Origin of the sequence: Pseudoalteromonas sp. 2CM32C (genome assembly GCF_023161925.1) — a bacterium.
Lineage (GTDB): Bacteria > Pseudomonadota > Gammaproteobacteria > Enterobacterales > Alteromonadaceae > Pseudoalteromonas > Pseudoalteromonas marina.
The window spans coordinates 296918-319454 of sequence record NZ_JALNTI010000002.1 but is presented as its reverse complement, the minus strand read 5'-3'; the positions used below and the strand labels follow the sequence as shown (position 1 = coordinate 319454).

Genomic DNA, 22537 nt, shown 5'->3' with positions numbered 1-22537 from the left:
GGCGCCCTACTATGAGTAATCATTACGACTATATTATTGTTGGTGCGGGATCTGCGGGTTGTGTTTTAGCTAACCGATTATCTGAAGATTCAAGCAATCGCGTATTACTGCTTGAAACCGGCGGCAGTGATAAAAGTATTTTTATAAAAATGCCAACGGCGCTGTCTATTCCTATGAATACCGATAAGTACGCATGGCAGTTCCATACTCAACCAGAGCCGTACTTAGATAACCGTGAAATGCATTGCCCTCGCGGTAAGGTACTCGGTGGCTCTTCATCGATTAATGGCATGGTGTATGTACGCGGCCACGCTAAAGACTTTGATGAGTGGCAGCAACACGGTGCCAATGGTTGGGATTACCAATCGTGTTTACCGTATTTTCAAAAAGCGGAAAGCTTTTACCTTGGTGAAAACACATATCGAGGTGGCAAAGGCCCACTTGGCGTTAATAACGGTAACGAAATGCAAAACCCGTTGTACACCACGTTTATAAAAGCAGGTGTAGAAGCCGGTTACGCTAGTACAGACGATTATAACGCGTCACAGCAAGAAGGCTTTGGCCCAATGCACATGACCGTTAAAAACGGTGTACGCAGCTCGGCTTCTCGTGAATATTTAGACCCTGTAAAATCACGTAGTAATTTAACGGTCATTACCGGCGCACTTGCTCAAAAAGTTATTCTAGACGGTAAAAAAGCCACAGGCATTGAGTACAAGATAAACGGTAATGTTCAAACAGCACATGCAGCAAAAGAGGTTGTTTTAAGTGCAGGCCCTATTGGCTCTCCGCATATATTACAGCTATCTGGTATTGGCGATAAAGACATCCTTGAAAAAGCAGGCGTTGAAGTTAAACACCACTTACCGGGTGTGGGTCAAAACTTACAAGATCATCTTGAATTTTACTTTCAATACAAATGTAAGCAGCCAATTACACTAAACGGAAAATTGGGTCTTATTTCCAAGGGCTTGATTGGCGCTAAATGGTTACTTACTCGAAAAGGTTTAGGCGCTACTAACCACTTTGAGTCATGTGCATTTATCCGCTCAAAGCCTGGAGTTGAATGGCCTGATATTCAGTATCACTTTTTACCAGCCGCTATGCGATACGATGGGCGTAGTGCATTTGCAGGTCATGGTTTTCAAGTTCACGTAGGTCATAACAAACCAAAAAGCCGTGGCAGCGTTACTATTCAATCAGCTAACCCTGAGCAACCGCCACAAATTTTGTTTAATTACTTACAGCACAAAGACGACATTGAAGGCTTTAGAGCCTGTGTGCGCTTAACTCGCGACATTATTGAGCAAAGTGCCTTTGATGATTACCGTGATGAAGAAATTCAACCAGGTAAACACATTCAAACCGACGAAGAAATAGATGCCTTTGTACGCCAAGCCGTAGAAAGTGCTTACCACCCTTCTTGCTCATGCAAAATGGGTGAAGACGACATGGCCGTAGTTAATTCAAATACCCAAGTACATGGTATTGAAAGCTTACGTGTGGTTGATTCGTCAATATTTCCGACAGTTCCTAACGGAAACCTTAATGCGCCTACGATTATGGTTGCTGAAAAAGCCGCTGATTTAATTTTAGGTAAAAGTCCATTACATAAATCGGATGTGAATGTTGCCATACCAACTAACTGGCAAGAAACGCAACGTAGTACGGAGATTTAATTTTAGCCACATGCTTGGTTTATCCTCGTTAGGTTAAACCACAGCGTGCCTTGCAGTGGCACACGATGTAAATAGGTTATGTTGTGTTAATGCGAGAATAAAACAATAAAATACGGAGTGCTTATGAATTCTATATATTCATTTTGGGAGGGTAACAATGACTATTTGGCTTAATGCAGGCATCATTTTTACCTTACTTGCCATTATCACTATTTTAATAAAATGGGGTAATGTTCGCGTTGTTGGCGTAACACCAGTTCGCACCTTTACGTTTATAGCAATATTATTTACATCAGGCCTAGATGTTGGCCTTATAATGTTTCCTTTAACTGAGTTTGCAGGTTATGCAGACATAAAAGCAAGCCCAGAATACGCGTTTGCAAATCCACTGGCCATTGAGTTTGGTTACTGGGGATTTTTGATCTGGGGATTTTACTTTCTTACGTGTTTTTATTTCTGTGTAATAGAACCTAAAGTTAAATTTTTCGAAATTCCTTGGGTTAAATTTATCAATAATGTAGTAATTATTGGTACGTGTGCTTTTACCGCATACCTTTTACTTTCAAACCTTCCATGGTATTTACCTGAAATTGGTGATGGTTCGAGTGTCGTTTCTGAGTTTTACTTAATTGTATTTGCAGCAATTTGTTTTGCGGTATATTCAAGTACAGATATTAAGTACGTACGATTTTTAAGTATTTCTACAACTTGGTTATTCATAGCACTAATTGGGTTTATGTGGGCAGGTGCCTTTGTGTTGGGTGACAGTCAAATGTCAGCATTCACAGATAACTTAGCCTCTATCGGCACATACTTTGCCAACATAAATGAATTTGTTTTACCGCTTAACGATTACCATGAGTTTTACCTATTTTGGTGGTTTGCTTGGAGTATTATGATTGGACAGTTTACTTCTCGTTTTGTTGGCGGGTTAAAAACTTACCAAGTACTTGGCGCTATGTTGATTTTCCCTTCAATACCAATCGCAATTTGGTTCAGCGTACTTTACCACTATCATGAAGCGGGCATTCCAACGCAAGGCATTAAAAACTTTGCCATGGTATTTGTAGGTATTGTGTTTGTAATTAATTCACTTGATTCGTTAGTGCGTTTATACACAGATAATTTGAACATCACTGTAAAACGCTTTGGTAAAGCGAAGTATATGTTTGGAAACATACTTGCTCTTTCATTATTAACATTATTGTTCAAGCTAGAGTTTTTACAAATACAGTGGGTAGGCGCATTGGTGATTGCCTTGTTTTTCCTATGTGCTGGCTTCATTGGCTATAGCAAATTTAAAACCGTTAATAATATTGATAGCTCACCAAAAGCAAACAAGATTGACTACACTAAAATTGAGACACAAAGTTAGGGATTTATAATGAACAACAAACTAAAACAACTTGCAGTAGCATTGCCACTAGCACTTTTATCAACAACGGCAGCTGCAGACTGGTCAACAACTATTACAGCAGCATCAGATTACACTTTTAATGGTGTAAGCCAAACAGATAACGACCCTGCATTACAAGCAAGTTTAGATTATGCTTTTGATAATGGCGTATATGCCGGTGTATGGGCATCAAACGTTGACTTTGGTGACGATACTGATTTTGAACTAGATGGCTATGTTGGTCGCTATGTACAATTAAACGACAAGTTTAGCGTTGACTACGGTATTGCATACTACACATACCAAGGTAATAACAGTGATGGAAATTACCCAGAGGTTTACACTAAATTTGGTTACGCAAGTGAATACGGCCAAACAGAGCTTAACTTTTGGTACAGCTGGGATTATTTTGGAACAAGTGCGGGCCATGTAGTTTCAATGATTGCTCATACTTATGAACTTGCACCAAATCATGCAATACGTGCAAGTTTTGATATCTCTAATTCACTTGACGGTGAAAAATGGGCTTGGGATGTAAACCAAAAGAAATCGTATAATCACTACCGTCTTGCTTATCAAACAAGTTACGAAGGTTTTGGTATTGAAGTAGCAGCTGAAAATACTAGCCTTGACTACGATTACGCCGATGAGCGCATCGTGTTAGCAATTTCAAGAACATTTGATTTATAAAGATTAATTAATTTTAACTCTGTACATAAATTTAGCGAACCACAACCCAGGTTCGTTAAACTGAAAAACGCCTCTTTATGAGGCTTTTTTATTGTTTAAATATTCAATTAATGCGCTTGAGGTCAGCGGTCTTGAAAAGTAATACCCTTGCAAATGCGTTACGCCAAGTTGAGTAAGCTTTTTGCACTGCAAAGATGTTTCAACCCCTTCAGCAATAACATTAAAATTAAGCGAACTTGCCATTTGCACTACTGCGTTAACAATGCTTAAGCCTCTTTCATCCTCATCTTGAACAAAACTTTTATCTACTTTTACAATATCTACACCAACATCAAGCATACTTGATAAAGAAGAGTAACCGGTTCCAAAATCATCTATTGAAATTCTAACACCCAACTCTTGTAATGATTTAACCACATACAAAAATGTATGCTTATCGTTTGCAAATACAGATTCAGTTACTTCTAAATGAAGCTTATGAGCAGGAAAATTTAAATCCGCCAAAATTCTTTTAACCTTACTGGCAAACTCTATCTCCTTAAGCTGCATTACAGATACATTAATACTGACTGATAAATCTGGAGTTAATTTTTGAAAAGTAAGTGCTTGTTGGCATGCCGTTTCGAGAACCCAAAAACCTATTTTTGAAATTAACCCATACTGCTCAGCAATAGGTATAAACTCGTCAGGAGGAATGTTTTCTCCTTTCAATTGCCAACGTATAAGCGCCTCAATCGCATAAATATCATGTGTTTTAGAGTCAATAATGGGCTGATATACTAACGAAAAACAATTGTTGATGAGCGCTGTTAAAAGCTCTTCGCTAAGTAGGCGCTTTCTTTCTAATTCTGAACGAAGCGACTCGCTAAAAAAACTTATTTGCCCACGATTCATTCTCTTTTGATGATACATTGCCATATCGGCATTTAAAATTAAGGCATCCAGATCTCTACCATGCTCTGGGTAAAGTGCAATACCTATGGTTGCCCCTACCCGTGCACCATGCTCTGTTTCTGGATGATCCTGCGTAATTGCATCAATAATTTCTTTAGCAAAATCGTAAGTATTTTCTTTGCATACAAAATCACTTAAAATTAAAAACTCATCGCCACCCCAGCGGCACTTTTGCTGATTATGAGCACACACGTCAGAAATACGTTTCGCTGTTCTTCTTAAAACATTATCGCCTACCTTGTGACCCATCACGTCATTTATATTCTTAAACCCATCTAGGTCTATAAAAAATAGCGCAAAAGGTGGGTCTGGATAATGCTTAATTCTCTTTTTTGCATCATTTAAAAATGCATTTCGATTTAATAATTGAGTTAGCGAATCAGAGTTTGATAAATGCATTATTTCTTTAGTGCGCGCGTCAACTCTTAGCTCCATTCTTTCTAGCAAATCGCTGTTTTGATTTTTTAAATGTATTGCCTGTCGTGTAAATGCAGATGCTTTATTTAGAGTTAACAAGGTAATTGAGCCATAGCCAATACCCAAAAAGCCGAGTACATTTTCGTAATAGTCTTCAGACATTATTAGCACTAAAGCGTAGGGAAATAACAGAATAAAAGCATAAGCAAAACAGGTCAGCTTATGTGCTGACAAAACATTTGCAGAGCCACCACCAAGAGCAGATAATATAATTATAATACTTGTGGCTTCCAGGGGGGCAAAAGAAGTGTGGAAATACAAGGCATAACTGCACCATATAATGGCAGTTATAATAACCCCTGTTGAAAACTTTAGTAGGTCTAATTGAGTAGCCGTTTTGTTTGTTTTTAAAAATAGACGAATATCTAAAAAACGGATCCCCAAAGCAAGCAGCATAATAAGCCACCAAACTAGCTTGTCGTTATAGCTTAACAATCCGCCTTTATTAAAACTAAAAGCAATACATGCGCTGGCAAATAAAGAGACGAGTAAACCTGAATAAGCGTTCTCGTAAAGCAATCTAACGGTATCATTAAGGTTTTCTTTGATTAGGGAGCTTCGATGCATATTATCTAAGCCTTTACATTCGTTTTTATTATTAGTTTAACTAAAGCTATGCCTTAATTAAAAAAATGTCCAGTAAACGCCCTAGCAACACATTTATTTAGAAATTTCCCAGGCGCTAGAGCCAGATGCAGATAAATTAGCGTTATTATTACGTAACACTTTATTTCCTACATTAATTGACGACTCAGGTCGACTGACTAAATAACCTTGAACTGAGCTCACACCTAATTTTTTCACAAGTTCAAACTGGGCGATTTCTTCAACGCCTTCTGCGACAATTTTAAGCCCCAATCTTTGCCCAAGCTCACTAATTGTATTGAGTATATCGTTATATTTTTTGCTTTTGTTAGCTTGTGTAATAAACGAGCGATCTATTTTTATAACATCGATGGGTAAATCTGCTAGCGTACTTAAAGAGCTAAACCCGGTACCAAAATCGTCTATAGCAATAGTTACACCGTCTTCTCTTAGCTTGCTCAACTCATCAATAATTCTAGAGCTTGCCTGAATAAAGGTAGACTCTGTTACTTCAAGCATTAAAGACGTTGCCGGTAACCCCGTACTTTTGAGGATTTTTGTGATCCAATCGTATATATCACGATGTTTTAACTGAATACCGGAAATATTCACTGATATTTTTACTTTACGCATACCCGCATTGTGCCAAGCAGCCATTTGTCTGCATGACTCAAGCATAATCCAATCACCTAACTCTAATATTAAATTTGATTCTTCAGCAATAGGAATAAATTCAGCGGGAGAGATCATACCTTCAACGGGGTGATTCCATCGAGTGAGCGCTTCAAAATAGTCAATCATGCAATCTTCTACGTGCACAATTGGCTGAAAAGACAAATAAAAGTCTTTACATGCAATGGCTAAACGAAGCTCTTCAAGTAAGTAATGATAGCGACGCATTTTATTACCCATTTCTGGAGAATAAACTTTAAAAATACCTTTACCATCACTTTTAGCACGATACATTGCTACATCAGCCAGTTGTAATAGTGCTTGTGGTGTAGATGCGCTTTCTGGATAAGTAGCAATACCAATGCTTGCACTAATTTTTACAATCTTATTGCCAAGCACAAAGTCTTTTTCAAGCTCACTAAGGACTTGCTTGGCTATGTCGACTACTTTGTCACTTTCGTCCAGCGATTCAATAAATATAGAGAATTCATCACCGCCTAAACGCGATAAATTTTGTTCTAACTGGTTTGCAGAATTGATATTACTCAACTTATGGTGACGCAACACATTAGCTAATCGCGTGGCAACTTGCACCAGTATTTCGTCGCCAAAACTATGACCGAATGAATCATTTACTTGCTTAAACCCATCTAAATCTATAAACAATAATGCACAAGTAAGTTCTTTTTGACCGGTTTGATTTATGTGCCTACCAATATGCTCAATGTAGGCATGTCTATCGATGAGTTGTGTTAATTTATCTTGGCATATACTTGTTTGTGTTTGTTTCACATAATTCACTACATGCATATTTAAGGTCGTGATAGATTTGCTTAAATTACTAATACCATTAGGGTTTTGAGCAGGTTCAATATCTAAGTTAAACGACTCTAAAAGTTTATTAGCCTGCTGATTAAGTTGGCTTAGCTTATGTTTGTGATTTTGTTTCCTGCTTTGTTTTTTTATGTAGACAGCAAGCAAAAGTATACAAGAGAAGAAAATAATAATGTTTTTAGGCGACGTTAACACCATCAAGATGAGTGCGTTTGAATCAGCTGCAATAAAATGTTGATCCGTTGTTTTAACAAGAAGTAATGTTTGAGAAGCACTGTCAATTGTATAATGACCGCTTAAAACAGGGTTATACCAAGGGGCAATATCTAAACTGGTGCTGCTTATATCAAATTTTTTAACACTAAAATTAGACTGAAACAGATTGGTACGGCTTATTTGGCTCGTTAATTCAGCATTTAGGTAAAAGCAAAATAACAAAGTGACTAAGGAAATTAATCCAACATGCTTTAATTTGTTCATGAAAAATTCCCTAACAATACTAATCCTTAATAACTAAATGCTCATTATATCCCCTATTTTTGTTTGTAAGCAATTATTAATGACTTGTATGCTATTTTTTGTTCATTTTAATATAGCTAAGTTATTGTTTATTCGTTAAGGCAATTATTTTTAGCGCAAAGTATCCGCAAACTCACCATGTATTTGATAGATTGCTCACAAACAGCTTATGTGCATATTTTGCTTGTGAGCTTAAATCTATCTATGCTCTTAAAGCTGCCATGCGTAACTTACTTTTGTAAAAAAGGTGCGTTTGTCGCGCTCAATATTTTCTAGTGTATCATCCTGATACCCTCTATCTGAGTAACCTAGGTAAAATAACGTTTGTGCGTTAATTTTATACGAATAAACGAGTTGGCTGCCATAGTCTTTATTTGTTTTGCTTACTTGATAAAAATAAGCGTCTTTGTTTCTGTCTATATCTTCAACCTGTAAAATCAGCTTTAACATTGATCGCATATTAAATTTATAATGCAGTCTAAAATCGACTAAATTAGCTGTGTAAACGCGGTCATCTCGTGGGTTATCTAACTTACTATAACTGTGTCTTATATCCACTTGCCAATGATCGTTTATATCCCAAACTGCTTGCGTTTGTGTATTAATTACATCGCCAAGCTCTAAATTTGTATAGTCAATACGGCTTGCATATTCTAAGTAAAACGATAAGTTCAAGTCTTTTGTCGGTTTAAGCGAAGTGTAAAGATAACCTATATTCTGATTGTAAAATTCATCGTAATAACTTTCTTTACGATGGATAAAACCAATATTAAATAAAGACTGCTTTTGCCCCTTAAAACTTAAAAAGCCTTCGTATTCTTCCTCAAGCAAGTCACCACTTTGCGACCAGGTTTTATCCCAATCAGCTTCATAAGACCATGAAGTAATTAAATCTAACTCATCTCGATACCACGTTTGACCGCCACCAATTAGCACTTTTTCATAATCAACTTTTGCTTGGTATCCTAAATCGGTGCGATAATCCTCACCAATATTTTCATAAGATGTGTAAAGTTTATAGTCTCGCTTGTCACGCGTTAACTCAATTGCGTATGCCTGATCAGATTGCGTTTTGGATAGTCCATAGTTATCAACCAAAAAGTCAGAATTTCGTGTGTCAGCTGACGAAACTTGATAAAGCAATGTATCTGACTGATTAAACCAATAACTACCATCAACTGATAGCACCGTATTACGATAATTATCGCTTTGTCGGTGTGTACTTGAAACGCCCAACGTTCCTTGATCGCCTAAATCATATTGATAACGGCCTACTGCTGCCTGTGTTTTTTCATTTAATGAAGCAAAACCAGAGCCTTGATTTGAAGGAAGTAGAATATTACTATTTTCATCACCAGCTAACATAAGTGCATAGCTATGCCCATCCGTTTTACCGGTTAACTTAGCGCCTAAAGTTGGCTCTGCAATGGTTCGGGTGTATAAAAGCTCAAATAAGCTACTTTTAAAATATGAGGCACCATCTAAAAAGAAAGGTCTTTTTTCTGCATAATAAATTGAGTAGGTTGTATTTACATCAAGCTCTAGAGAATCAGTCTCTACCTGCGAAAAATCAGGGTTAATAGTCGCATTTAATACCGCGTCTTTTGTTATTCCCCAGCGTAAATCTAAACCGGCTTCAGTATCTATGTTACCGTTCTCCCAGTCACCGGGAAGTTGCGCTTTATCATCGTGACGAAGCGCTGTAAGCGTTGGGGTAAGTTGTACATTTTTACTTGATTCAATTTCACTTAAGCCCGTTAACTTATCAAACTGGCAAAGGCTACATTTGACATCGCGGTCGAACCCCATGTTAGATATTTGATAGAGCACGTCCCGTGGGTAGTTTCTCATTAACAAAAACCCCCACGTTAAGTCTTTTTTATCTTCTGGAAAACGCAATGCTTTAAAAGGAATACGCATTTCAACTACATAACCTTCATCGGTAATTTTTCCGGCACTATCCCAAATTGCATTCCACGACGGATCAGACTGCCAACCATCGGTATCGCTCATGCGTAAATCGCCTTGTGCACCTAACGGGTTAACAAAAAACTCATAGCCTGAGCGCTCATCATTAAAGGTATCTATTACGAGTATGGCAGTGTCGTCTTGCCAAAGGGTATCTCGGTCACGAAGTGAAGCACGTATTTGATCTGGCTCCGGATCGTAAGCAATAAAACCAACATACAAATTTGTGCCATCTTCGTACATATAGGCATCGGTTTTTACCGGAGGCGTGCCTCTTTCATTAGGCTCATCTTGAACGAGTAAAGGAACATAGGTCGCTTTTTTCCAATGCGCTTCATCAAGTACGCCATCAACACTGATATTTTGATTGATTCGTGCTAGCGATACCTGCTCTTTTTCTGCAAATACACAGAAGCTATTAAATAGGAGAAAAAAGGATAAAAGTAAAAGCGTGAGTGGTTTTTTTATAGTTATAAAGTACTGCATAAACATCCATTTAGAACAACTTTACCCAATATGAGTAATTTCTAAGCCGGAGTGTAATTTAAGCAGATACATTTGTTAATACCTTGCAAACAAAATTTCGCTAAATATTAACTAATTAATAATAAAGGATTATTTTAATTGCACTGTTAGGTGTCGAGTAGCTTTAGCTTATTCTCAACTCCATTCCATGTGTCAGCATCATCTGGGGCAGATTTGACTTGGGTAATGCGCGGCCAAATTAAGGCAAGCTCTGCATTAAGTTCCGTGAACTCTTTTTGAGAGTCGGGTAGCTCATCTTCTTGATAAATTGCTTCAGCTGGGCATTCCGGTACGCATAACCCACAATCAATACAATCAATTGGGCTAATTGCTAAAAAATTAGGGCCTTCAAAAAATGCATCTGCAGGACACACTGATACGCAATCGGTGTACTTACATTTTATGCAATTTTCAGTAACTACAAACGCCATAATTTTTTGAACCATAAAGCTAATTTAATAGTGCGCGATCATACCCTTTCACCTCAAAAATACAATAAATAACTGCCATAATTAGCCAATTTAACGTAGTATATGCGCCCTTAATGTAAAGCCAATTCGTGCCCTACACTTTCTTATTGTGAGCGGATATACAACCGCTAAGACACCAAATAGAGATATTAATGATACGTTTAACTGAAATAAAATTGCCACTTGATCATGATGAAAATGCTATTGGCCAAGCCATTATTAACAAACTAAAAATACAACCAGAACAATTACACAGTTATAACGTATTTAAACGTGGCTACGACGCGCGCAAAAAAACAGCCATATTACTCATTTACACCCTTGATATAGAAGTTGATAACGAAACTGAGCTTTTAACCACATTTGCAAAAGATCAACATGTTAAAACAGCGCCCGACACTTCATACAAATTTGTAGCTCAAGCAAACAAAAAAATCACAGAGCGCCCTGTTGTTATTGGATTTGGCCCCTGTGGTTTATTTGCAGGCTTAGTGCTTGCACAAATGGGGTTTAATCCAATTATTGTTGAGCGTGGAAAAGAAGTACGAGAGCGTACCAAAGACACCTTTGGCTTTTGGCGTAAAAAAGCACTAAACACCGAATCAAATGTGCAGTTTGGTGAAGGCGGCGCGGGTACATTCTCAGATGGCAAATTATATAGCCAAGTAAAAGACCCTAAGCATTATGGTCGTAAAGTTATTACCGAATTTGTTGAAGCAGGCGCACCTGAAGAAATTTTGTATGTAAGTAAGCCTCACATTGGTACGTTTAAACTTGTGACAATGATTGAAAAAATGCGCGCTCGTATTATAGAGTTAGGTGGTGAAATTCGCTTTAGTACCCGTGTAGATGATATTCACTTAGATGACGGTCAAGTAACAGGCTTAACCCTTTCTAACGGTGAACACCTTGAAACACGTCACGTTGTTCTTGCCGTTGGGCACAGCGCACGCGATACCTTTAAAATGATTCACGAAAAAGGCATTTATGTAGAAGCCAAGCCCTTTTCAGTTGGTTTTAGAATAGAACACAAGCAATCAATGATTGACGAGTGTCGCTTTGGACCAAATGCCGGCAACCCGATTTTAGGCTCTGCCGACTACAAGCTCGTGCATCATTGTAATAACGGACGCACTGTTTATAGCTTTTGCATGTGCCCTGGTGGCACTGTCGTTGCGGCAACATCTGAAGAAGGCCGAGTTGTTACAAATGGTATGAGCCAATATTCACGTAGTGAGCGCAATGCAAATAGTGCTATTGTTGTGGGTATTTCACCCGAAAAAGATTTCCCTGGCCATCCTTTAGCGGGTATTGAGTTGCAGCGCAAATTAGAGGAGCAGGCTTACAAGCTAGGCGGCGAAAACTATGATGCACCAGCGCAACTTATTGGCGACTTTTTAAAGGGCAAATCTTCAGCTGATTTAGGCGATGTTAAACCCTCTTACACACCAGGAATTAAGTTAACTGACTTAGGTAACGTATTGCCTGCGTTTGCTATTGAAGCGTTACGTGAGGCTATTCCTGCTTTTAATAAGCAAATACGTGGGTTTTCTACTAATGATGGATTACTAACGGGTGTTGAAACGCGCACGTCATCACCCATTAGTATAAAACGTGATAGAAGCTTTCAGAGCATTAACACCAAAGGACTCTACCCTGCAGGTGAGGGTGCAGGCTACGCTGGCGGTATATTATCAGCGGGTATTGATGGCATTAAAGCAGCCGAAGCTGTTGCGCTTTCAATGCTTGAAAACGCTTAAACGCGCTATTTAGTTAATTATCGTAAAGCCTCACATTGTGGGGCTTTTTTGTGTTAAAAGTAACCAAAAAATTATTTGTGTACTTTTTTATGATAAAAAAATTATTAGGGTTATTAATCTGGGTCGTTGCTTTTAATATTTCAGCTCACGAGTTAAAAACAATAGATGAGATCCACTCGGCGTATAAAAATAATAAAATTACCGCTCAACAACTTACTCAAGGCTATATTAAACGAATTAATCAGCTTAACCCTCAATTTAATGCCGTCATTAACATTGAACCTACAGCTGTTACGCAAGCAAAAAAAATTGATGAACTTAGTGCTCAAGGGCTTTGGGCTGGGCCTCTTCATGGAATACCCGTACTTTTAAAAGATAACATAGAAACCACTGGATCATTACCAACAACAGCTGGCTCTTTAGCTCTTAAAAATAATATAACTAATAACGATGCATTTGTTGTTAAGCAGTTAAGAAATGCGGGCGCTATTATTTTAGGCAAAACCAATTTAAGTGAGTGGGCAAATTTTAGATCGTCTTACTCATCGTCTGGATGGAGTGCAGTTGGCGGGCAAACACACAATGCGTATGACACAACTCGTAATCCCTGTGGTTCGAGCTCAGGATCAGCGGTTGCCATCGCACTTAACTTTGCCCCTGTTGCCCTTGGAACAGAAACCGATGGCTCTATTACCTGCCCCGCTTCTGTAAATGGCGTTTATGCTATAAAACCAAGCATGGGCCAAGTATCGCGCTCTGGTGTAGTGCCACTTTCTAGTAGCCAAGACAGTGTTGGTCCAATGGCACACTCATTAAAAGATGCCCGCCTAGTATTATCTGTGCTACAAGGACGCGATCCGCTTGATACTTCAACGCATAGTTTTGAATTGCATACACTGCCTAAAATTACAAAGTCATCATTAGTTATTGGCGCGTTGCCCAGTGATAAGTTTACAGTGGAGACTCAGCGTTTATACAAAAAACAGCTCTCAGCGCTCAAACAGGCAGGTCATACAGTAGTCAATATTGATATATCTGATGATCTAACTACGCTTTTTTTCGATGAATATTACATATTACTTTATGATTTTAATAAAGAAATAAACCAGTACTTAGCAAATACTCCTGACCAAGTGAAGGTAAAAAGTTTAAGTGCACTGATTGATTTTAATAAACAAAACAAAGCAGCAGAAATGCCCCACTTTGGGCAAGATATTTTAATACAAGCCAATGCTATCAACTTAACACAAACAGACAAATACCAAAAAACTAAACACCGTTACCGCACACTGGCCACAGCTGCAATTACTAATTTATACAAAAATAATAATGTGGATGTTGTCATTGCCCCAACAACATCACCTGCATGGAAAACAGACTTAGTAAATGGTGATAACTTTAAAGGCAGTAGTAGTTCTTTATCAGCAATTGCCGGCACAACTCATATAACTCTTCCTGTTGGTCAAGTCAGTGGACTACCTGTTGGGTTATCTATTATTGCAAATAAAAACCAGCCACAGGCGGCCTATCAGCATGCTCAAATAATCGACGCAGTATTTATTTCACCCATAAAAAAACCTGAGTAAAAACTCAGGTTTTATTAATTCTTATATGAGTTGTTATTTTTTAAGTGACAACTTTGCACCTTTTAAGCTTTTACGCACATTAGATATACGCGAACGGTTTACCGCGCGAGCTTCGCCCGTTGCTTGCCCTGATAACTTATTAGAACGAGTACGGCGTAAGTGAGCCGGCTTTTTACCTATTTTATCAATAAGCACTTCGCGGTTACTCACTTCATAGCCTTCAAGGTAAACACGCTTAATTTTTTGACCAATTAATGCTTCGATTTCAAATAATGTATTTTCTTCTTCACGGCTTACAAACGATATTGCTTGGCCTTGATTACCAGCACGGCCTGTACGGCCAATACGGTGAACGTAATCTTCAGCAAGCCATGGTAAGTCAATATTAATTACACGCGGTAATCCATCAATATCAATACCACGCGCAGCAACTTCAGTGGCCACTAACACACGTACCTTACCTTCTTTAAACTCACGTAAAGCACGGCGTCGGTTACCTTGTGACTTATCGCCATGGCAAACGGTTGCTGGAATGCCATCAAGGTTTAGTTCTTTAACAAGCTCATCCGCCGTGTCTTTCATATTTACAAACACAAGTACTTGCTGCCAGTTCTTTTTACCAATCAGCTCAGAAAGAAGTTCTTGTTTGCGGCGCTCTTCCACTGGGTATACAACGTGCTGTACAGTAGATGCGGTACTGTTAGTTTGGTCAACACGCACAATTTCAGGTTGCTTAAGTACCTTAGAAGCAAATTGTTTAATAGCTGCAGGGAATGTAGCCGAAAATAATAAAATTTGACGGTCATCAGCACAGCTTTTAATCACAGTTTGCATGTCTGTGATAAAGCCCATATCAAGCATGCGGTCGGCTTCATCAAGTACTAGGTGCTTTACATTGGCCAAGCTTAAGTTACCTAGGCGAATGTGATCTAATAGACGACCCGGAGTTGCGACTACGATATCAACGCCTGCTTTTAATGCGTTTTCTTGGCCTGCGGTATTCACCCCACCAAATAAACTCACTACTTTTAGTGAGGTATGCTTTGCATATTCTTTACAGTTATTGGCTATTTGCTCTGCTAATTCACGTGTAGGCGCTAATACCAAAGCAGTTGGTGCATTGGTTGTACTTAAGTCTGACTCAATTAATTTTTGGATAACAGGTAAAGCAAACGCGGCAGTTTTACCGGTACCAGTTTGTGCACTGGCTAAAACGTCTTTACCTTTACGAACAGCTGGAATTGCTGCGCGTTGAATGGGCGTAAGAGTGTGATAGTTGAGTTCGTCTAATGCCTGGATGATTTCAGGTGCGAAACTAAAAGATTTAAAATTCATGCTGTATAACCTACGGCCACATTATCAAGGGTCGCAAATTATACAGTAAAAATGAGCCAACAGTTAGTTTTAAACAATATTACTATTTAAATATTTTGTTTTATTAAAGTACCTTACCTGTAACCCAAGAGTTTCTTTCACAAAGTAGTCGCAGTCTCACTTCTCGCAAAAATATTTACCTCATAAAAATTTACAAAATATACTTATTATTAATTTTTTTTAAACGTGTTATTGCTCTACAGCTTTCTTATGTATAGAATTCAAGCCCCATTTAAGGGACATTTAAATAAGGATTTAATAATGATAAAAAGATGTTTAACTGCAGCAGTATTAGCAAGTGCTTTCGTAGTAACCCCAGCGCAAGCAGATGTTAACCCATGGCAACAATGTGGTATCGGTGCAATGGTTTTTCCTGATAATGGTACAGCCGCTGCTATCTCAAACATTATTTGGGATTTAGGAACAACAGCTGTTTCTTCAAATGTTTCATCTGTAGAAAGCTGTAAAGGTGCAAACGTTAAAACTGCACAATTTATTCAACAAACATTCCCAATCTTAGAGCAAGAAATTGCACAAGGTGAAGGCGAGTACATCTCAGCAATGCTTAATGTACGTGGTTGTGACAGCGCTGCTCACACGCAAATGATCTCAACAATACGTAATGATTTTGCTCAAACATCTGTAAACGATGCTCAGGCTCTTTACACACTTGTTGAAAGCAATATTGCTAGCCAGTTCTCAGCTAACTGTTCTGCAATATAATATATAAAAGGGCTAATTTAGCCCTTTTAGCTCTTCTACCCCAAGCCCGTTGGGTATTTATGAAAATTCATTCTTCAATAATTTTTATTTTTTTTATTGCTTCGTTTAATATTCAAGCATCAACAACATTAAAACAATTAGCACAACATCCCACATGGCTAAGTTTAGGCCATTACAAAAAACCAGCGTTTAATGAGAGCTATATTACAAACACATCATTTTTTATATCTTCACTGGGAGCAACAAGCCCTTTTGAAGAACTAAAAGCGACTGTGCAAAGCTTTAATTCAAATCCATTAACCCAATGCAAATACCCAGCAAGATACACGTGGCTACAAAAACAAGGGCTCACATTTACACAGCCTAAATCCTCCTGTATTGAACTAGAACAATGGCGAGATGAGCAGCCTATACATTCTATAAGCCTAATATTTGCATCGGGTTATATGAGTAACCCCGCATCACTTTATGGGCATTTGTTGTTAAAACTAAATCGGTCATCAGCCAAAAATAATAAACTACTCGATTACAGCATAAACTATGGTGCTCATGTACCGGATAACGAAAATGGACTAGTTTATATAACAAAAGGCTTGTTTGGCGGTTATAAAGCGGGATTTTCAGATCAATTGTTTTACCGCCACCAACATAATTATGGCGAGATAGAACTAAGAGACCTTTGGGAATATAAGTTAGCCTTAAAAAATAACGATACAAGGTTTATTGCTAATCATTTATGGGAAATACTCGGTGCGCAATTCGATTACTATTTTGCTGATGAAAACTGTGCTTTTCATATTGCGCAGCTAATAGAGCTTGTTATAGGAGAGCAGTTAACAAATAACAGTTCGCCTTGGATGATCCCTACAACTGTTTTTTCAAAATTAAATCAGGCAACTTATAACAATAAAAAGCTGGTTCAAGACGTACTCTTTACGCCATCTAGGAGTACTGTTTTTATTGAGTACATGAAAAAGCTGACTGCCAACGAATCAAACATTGCAGAGAAAATATACAAAACACCTGATTTTCTTGAGCAAAATGATTTCACTTCACTCAATATAAAAAGTAAAAAGCGAATTATTGAAACATTATTTGAACTAGTCCAATTACAGCAAATAAAAAAACACAATATTGACCATATTAAAAGCTTAAAAAAGGCGCTTATTAAAATGCGTTTAACGCTTCCAATTGGTAATGAAGTGCTAGTCTCATCATATACCCAACAAGCGCCTCACAAAGGGCAAAAACCGTCAAACATTTCTGTTTCTTCAACACGAGTAAATGAACAACACAACCTAGGGTTAGGATTTAGGCTTAGTTATTTTGATTCCTTAGCGTCAGATGTTGCACGCATTGCGTTTTCTAATTTAGAAATGGTTGATACCGAAGCCTCAATTTTAAACTCTAAGGTGTACCTAGATAAACTACACTTACTGGATCTAGAGTCCTTTTCACCAGCCTACGTTGAATGGCCACAAGAAAATAACTTATCATGGAAAATTAATGCTGGTTTTGAAAGACAGAATACACTTTGCCGAAGCTGCACAAACACGTTTTTAATGGGGGGAATAGGTAAATCTTATCTCACTAACAATAATAAAACCTTAATATTCACGCTTGCTAACGGGTATATTGGAGATCTCGCTGCTACAGACAAGATTTATGATTCATCGTTAGAACTAGGTGTAATAACAACACTATACTCAGATATAAAATTAAGAGCTTCTCACGAACAATTTATTTTAGGAAATGATGAGAAGTCATCAACTCAAGCTGAAATATCAATTCCAATTAATCAAAATTTTGACATTCGTTTCAGTTATAAGCATGCAAACTTAACAAGCTGGAAATTTAAATTAAATTATTACTGGCAATAAAATAGGCCAAAAGTGAAATCATTTACGCTTCACTTTTGGCTTAAATCTTAATTAAGAAAGAGTTAATACTTCATCGCTGTTAAGTAAACGCGCCTTGCCACCTACTACATCGGCTTCATTTAACTGATTAATGAGTGGCAACCCTATTTGTTGCTGCTCATCATTCAGTGGCAAATAAGGCAATCTAAATACGGGGTTTACTGCGTCCGTCATCATCAATGCCGTGTTTATTGCAATCGGGTTTGGCTCGCAAAACAACCAGTTCATTAAAGGTTGTAATGAGCTATTTAACGCATCATTTTTAGTATCCATTAGCTGGCGAAACAACCCAGGAATAAGATTAGATGTCACCGATATAACACCGTGGGCTTTGTGTACATGGCGTGCGTCGTGCGCTTCGTCATCATTACCTGACCAGCACGCAATACCTTGCTGCTCGTAATGTGCAATTCGCTCGTTACCACCGCATTCTTTTACACCAATTAAGTTAGGGTGTTTTGCTAATGGCTCAATAATATCAGGTGTTAAATCTTGCCCTGTGCGCCCTGCTACGTTGTAAATAAACGCAGGGCCTATATCGAGCACACGTTTAAAGTGCTCTTTTACACCCGCAATAGACGTACGGCCATAATATGGATTAATTTGCAGCGCTGCATGCATTCCACTTGCAAAGCCATATTTAGTGGCTTTTATTGCCTCGCGTGTATTATTACTGCCTGTATTACCAACAATTAGTAACTGATTGCCATACTTGTTTGCACTGTGCGCAATAAGCATTAAATGCTCTTCCCAGTTCATTAACTGACCTTCGCCGGTTGTACCACCAACCACAATGCCATCTACACCCGCTGCAATTTGTATTTCGACGAGTTCATCATACTTGACTAAATCTATTTCACCATTAGCTAAATACGGGGTTTTAATAGCAGTAATTAAGCTTGCTTGTTTAATTTGTTCTAGGGTGCGCATAAAAATTCATTATTTATAAAACTTGCGCTATTTGTAACATACTTGCACGCATTTTTGCAGGCCTAAGCCAATAATAAACGTAAAATGGCTTGTGTTATTTAGTTTGATAATACAAAATACAAACACTGTACATTTAAACAGTGTTTGTATTTTTAACTTTAAGCGAGCCACTATGCGTTTATCTGACTACTTAGCCACTCATTTTTATACCACCGATGAGCTTTGCCATGCTTTAAATATTGACGCCGAACAATTAGATACGTGGCAGCAGCAAAGCATTTTTCCTAAACCAAGTTATTGTATAAAAAGCCAACTAAGTTGTAGCTCGTATTCTGGTTTGTATGAATGTGAAGAGTACGATGATTATTACCCGCGAGGTTGTGTAAATTGGGGGCAAGGGCTAATAAAACAAAAAATTGAATCCTCAAGCAATGCCTTTAATTACTTTGCGCAGCAGTACACAGCAAGCCTGAGTAAACTTGCTCAGCAAGGCTTTAATTTTAATGAAGAATTATTTGGCTGCGAAATAGACGAGCATTTACAGCAAGTGTGGCAACAGTTTTTATGCAGCAAATACGGTGTACTGACACAAAACGGGTTAATTGACGAAATAGTATGTGTGGATATAGGCCGCTTGCTGGTAGACGATATTACTGAATTGCGCACTAAAGGAAGTTTAAACCAACAAGAGCGTACGCAGCTTCACCCCGCTATGAAACTGCTCAATAAAGCATTAGGGCACGGGGCTGATCACGAAAAACAACACACATTGCGTGCCCGTTACATAGATGCACTTATTTTAAAGTACGATTTATCGATTAAATAAATACGGCTGAGATTTATACAAGCTTGGGGTTTAAAATACAGAGTAACGCAAATGGCGATATATGTTTACGTCGCCACTGTATTTTACTAACTAATAAGAGTGTTTTTTACTAGCCAATGGTGTTGTAAACGTCAATATTACTGCTTGTTAGAAGCCCGGTAACTTGTGTTCCAAAAGCTTTAAAATGTGGCTCGTTTTTGTGCGATTCAAAATGCTCATCTGATGCCCACTGTTCAGTCACTAAATAAGTCGTTTGCTGCGCATCATTCTTAACCGATAGCTCATAGCGTAGACAGCCAACTTCTTGGCGCGAGTACTTTTGCAGGTTTTCGAGTGCAGTTAATACAACATCTGCATCAATATTTTTACTCGAAATAGTGGCGATTACTGTTAACATGATCAGTCCTTTTTAAAAAACAAAGGTGCAGCTGTACTACACCTAATATCGTGTTGCGTATTTTATTACTGATCCCACTGCGGCGCAAAATCAGGCGTTGCTTGGCGGTCGCCACAGTCAAGTCCGTCAATACGAGCAATGTCTTCATCGTCTAACTTAACATGGTCGTTAAAGTTATCTTCCAAGTTTTTACGCTTGGTTGACGATGGAATAGTAGTCATATCATTTGCGTTTTCCCAAGCAATTACAATTTGCGCAGGTGAAGCGTTATGCTTATTCGCTATATCAAGAATCGTTTCATCTTTTAGTACTTTACCGACCACAAACGGCATATAAGCCGTTACGTGTATACCGTGCTGAGCGCAAAACGCACGTAATTTTGTATTGGTTAAGTACGGATGTACCTCAACTTGGTTAGTAAATATTTCACGCGAGTCTAGCGTTTGCATTGCTTCGTTTAAGTTTGCAATAGTGAAATTAGACACGCCAATATGTTTTGTTAAACCAAGCTGTTTAGCTTTTAAAAGCTCAGTTAGGTACTCACTCATTGGCTCATCGTTTGATGGCGCAGGCCAATGAATAAGCAATAAATCAACAGAGTCTACTTGCAGCTTTTCTAAAGACTTTTCTACGCTTGCAATAAAATCAGTTTTATTGAGTTTGTTATTCCACACTTTAGTCGTTAAAAATATTTCGCTGCGCGGAATGTTACTATCTTTTATAGCTTGGCCTACTTGCTCTTCGTTACCATAAATTTGCGCTGTGTCTATATGGCGAAACCCGACATCTAATGCCATTTTTACCGAGTTGTATGCAGTATCGCCTTCTAAACGAAATGTTCCAACACCTAAATTCGGCATTTCAATTACACGTTGTGTCATGAATCTATCCTTATACGTTGGTTTAAAATACAGCTATTGAATAGCGTTAAAAAATACACCTTTTACTTTCTCAAAAAATAACCTCACAGTAGCTATGAGGTTATAAAAATGCGTTTCAAGGGTTTAATGATACAAAGTTTACACTTTATGCTCGCTGAATTTCACGCTTATCGAGCAAGCCACTGTAACGAGTCACTATAAGTGCCAATACAGAAATGACGGCGCCTATCCATGCGGTGTCTCGCAGAGTCATACTTTCCACTACGCTTCCACCAATGATTGAGCCAAGTGCTATACCAATATTAAAAGCGGCTATATTTAATCCAGATGCAACATCCACAGCATTAGGTGTATGTTTTTGTGCTTGTTTTACAACGTAAAGCTGTAAGCCTGGCACGTTACCAAATGCAAAAGCGCCCCAAACTAAAATTGTAAGTACGGCAGCTACTTTATTATCCATGGTAAATGTAAGTGCCAATAAAATAATGCTAAGAGCACTAAATATAATACTGAGTGCACTTATTGGGCCGCGTTTATCCGCAAGTTTTCCACCCCAAATATTGCCTACCGCTACAGATGCACCATAAACCAGCATAATTAAACCAATAGCTGAGGGTGCAAAGCCAGTTTCCTGCTCTAAAATCGGCGCTAAATAGGTAAATGCTGTAAACGTGCCGCCATAACCTAAAATAGTCATTAAATATACGAGTAATAAGCGCGGTTTAACAATAACCTGAAGCTGTTCTTTAAAGGTTGCAGGGATAGACTGCTTCAAGTTTTTGGGTACCAAAATAGCACTTCCTACCAAAGCAATTAAGCCCAACACTGATACCACTAAAAATGTTGCACGCCAGCCAAAATGCTGACCTATCCACGTTCCTAATGGCACTCCTGTTACAAGTGCAACCGTGAGTCCCGTAAACATAATTGCAATAGCGCTGGCCTCTTTATCTTTACTTACTAAGCTTGTGGCAATCATAGAACCAATTGAGAAAAACACCCCATGGGCTAAGCCTGTTAAAATACGCGCAAGTATTAATGTTTCATAACTTGGCGCTTGCCATGCTAATAAGTTCCCCAGCACAAATAAGCCCATTAAGCTTATAAGTACAATTTTACGATTCCATTTCCCGGTGAGTGCAGTAAGTACCGGTGCACCAATAGCCACACCTACCGCATATAAACTCACTAGCAAACCCGCTGAAGGTAGGCTTACGCCTAAATCGTTTGCAATAGTAGGCACTAATCCCACTATCACAAACTCGGTTGTTCCTATTGCAAATGCGCTTAAGGTTAGCGCCCACAAAGCCAATGGCATAATTAAATCCTCATTATTAGTTAAGACTTACAGTTTGACTAAAAATGTGTTTGC

The 22537-nt window shown here is 38.3% G+C and carries 17 protein-coding genes; 8 read left to right on the top strand and 9 right to left on the bottom strand.

Annotation, left to right across the window (positions count from 1 at the left end):
• Positions 1–11 precede the first annotated feature (11 nt).
• From betA to MTF67_RS05300, 3 genes are all read left to right on the top strand, one after another.
• Positions 12–1679, top strand: coding sequence for a choline dehydrogenase (gene betA, locus MTF67_RS05310; protein ID WP_248518921.1), 1668 nt, complete (start codon positions 12–14; stop codon positions 1677–1679).
• A gap of 157 nt (positions 1680–1836) precedes the next feature.
• Positions 1837–3054 (top strand): BCCT family transporter, encoded by a 1218-nt coding sequence (locus MTF67_RS05305; RefSeq protein ID WP_248518920.1) that lies wholly within the window; start codon positions 1837–1839, stop codon positions 3052–3054.
• A gap of 9 nt (positions 3055–3063) precedes the next feature.
• Complete coding sequence (locus MTF67_RS05300; protein WP_006791759.1) at positions 3064–3765, top strand: TorF family putative porin; 702 nt, start codon at positions 3064–3066, stop codon at positions 3763–3765.
• 75 nt (positions 3766–3840) lie between these two features.
• Here the strand turns inward: MTF67_RS05300 and MTF67_RS05295 are convergent, their stop codons facing one another.
• The 4 genes from MTF67_RS05295 to fdxA all read right to left on the bottom strand — a co-directional run bounded on the left by MTF67_RS05295 (position 3841) and on the right by fdxA (position 10730).
• On the bottom strand, positions 3841–5763 hold the full coding sequence (locus MTF67_RS05295; RefSeq protein ID WP_248518919.1) for an EAL domain-containing protein: 1923 nt from the start codon (positions 5761–5763) through the stop codon (positions 3841–3843).
• 93 nt (positions 5764–5856) lie between these two features.
• Entirely contained in the window at positions 5857–7767 is a 1911-nt protein-coding gene (locus MTF67_RS05290) for an EAL domain-containing protein (protein WP_248518918.1), read from the bottom strand.
• Positions 7768–8016: 249 nt separating this feature from the next.
• Positions 8017–10260: a DUF5916 domain-containing protein gene (locus MTF67_RS05285; protein ID WP_248518917.1), complete on the bottom strand. Its 2244-nt coding sequence runs from the start codon at positions 10258–10260 to the stop codon at positions 8017–8019.
• 146 nt (positions 10261–10406) lie between these two features.
• A complete protein-coding gene (gene fdxA, locus MTF67_RS05280) occupies positions 10407–10730 on the bottom strand; it encodes a ferredoxin FdxA (protein ID WP_006791755.1) in 324 nt (107 codons plus the stop codon).
• A 191-nt stretch (positions 10731–10921) separates the two neighbouring features.
• On the opposite strand from fdxA, the gene MTF67_RS05275 reads away from it, so the two are divergent.
• Both MTF67_RS05275 and MTF67_RS05270 read left to right on the top strand, forming a co-directional pair.
• The gene (locus MTF67_RS05275) at positions 10922–12529 is read left to right on the top strand and encodes an NAD(P)/FAD-dependent oxidoreductase (RefSeq protein ID WP_248518916.1); all 1608 of its coding nucleotides are present in this window, start codon (positions 10922–10924) and stop codon (positions 12527–12529) included.
• Between the two features lie 89 nt (positions 12530–12618).
• Positions 12619–14115: an amidase family protein gene (locus MTF67_RS05270; protein ID WP_248518915.1), complete on the top strand. Its 1497-nt coding sequence runs from the start codon at positions 12619–12621 to the stop codon at positions 14113–14115.
• A gap of 33 nt (positions 14116–14148) precedes the next feature.
• Here the strand turns inward: MTF67_RS05270 and MTF67_RS05265 are convergent, their stop codons facing one another.
• On the bottom strand, positions 14149–15450 hold the full coding sequence (locus MTF67_RS05265) for a DEAD/DEAH box helicase (protein WP_006791752.1): 1302 nt from the start codon (positions 15448–15450) through the stop codon (positions 14149–14151).
• Positions 15451–15750: 300 nt separating this feature from the next.
• On the opposite strand from MTF67_RS05265, the gene MTF67_RS05260 reads away from it, so the two are divergent.
• Together MTF67_RS05260 and MTF67_RS05255 are read left to right on the top strand one after the other, a co-directional pair.
• Complete coding sequence (locus tag MTF67_RS05260) at positions 15751–16212, top strand: DUF3015 family protein (protein ID WP_008127917.1); 462 nt, start codon at positions 15751–15753, stop codon at positions 16210–16212.
• 59 nt (positions 16213–16271) lie between these two features.
• Positions 16272–18092 carry a DUF4105 domain-containing protein gene (locus MTF67_RS05255; protein WP_248518914.1) on the top strand — a complete coding sequence of 607 codons (1821 nt, stop codon included), beginning with the start codon at positions 16272–16274 and terminating at the stop codon, positions 18090–18092.
• 51 nt (positions 18093–18143) lie between these two features.
• On the opposite strand, the gene dapA is transcribed toward MTF67_RS05255, so the two are convergent.
• Entirely contained in the window at positions 18144–19061 is a 918-nt protein-coding gene (gene dapA, locus MTF67_RS05250) for a 4-hydroxy-tetrahydrodipicolinate synthase (RefSeq protein ID WP_248518913.1), read from the bottom strand.
• Between the two features lie 172 nt (positions 19062–19233).
• On the opposite strand from dapA, the gene MTF67_RS05245 reads away from it, so the two are divergent.
• On the top strand, positions 19234–19887 hold the full coding sequence (locus tag MTF67_RS05245) for a DUF6058 family natural product biosynthesis protein (RefSeq protein ID WP_008127925.1): 654 nt from the start codon (positions 19234–19236) through the stop codon (positions 19885–19887).
• Positions 19888–19996: 109 nt separating this feature from the next.
• Here MTF67_RS05245 and MTF67_RS05240 read toward each other — a convergent pair whose 3' ends face one another.
• The 3 genes from MTF67_RS05240 to MTF67_RS05230 all read right to left on the bottom strand — a co-directional run bounded on the left by MTF67_RS05240 (position 19997) and on the right by MTF67_RS05230 (position 22483).
• On the bottom strand, positions 19997–20284 hold the full coding sequence (locus tag MTF67_RS05240) for a putative quinol monooxygenase (RefSeq protein ID WP_248518912.1): 288 nt from the start codon (positions 20282–20284) through the stop codon (positions 19997–19999).
• Positions 20285–20349: 65 nt separating this feature from the next.
• On the bottom strand, positions 20350–21165 hold the full coding sequence (dkgB, locus tag MTF67_RS05235) for a 2,5-didehydrogluconate reductase DkgB (RefSeq protein WP_203987463.1): 816 nt from the start codon (positions 21163–21165) through the stop codon (positions 20350–20352).
• A gap of 145 nt (positions 21166–21310) precedes the next feature.
• Positions 21311–22483 carry an MFS transporter gene (locus tag MTF67_RS05230; protein WP_039037448.1) on the bottom strand — a complete coding sequence of 391 codons (1173 nt, stop codon included), beginning with the start codon at positions 22481–22483 and terminating at the stop codon, positions 21311–21313.
• Positions 22484–22537: the final 54 nt, after the last annotated feature.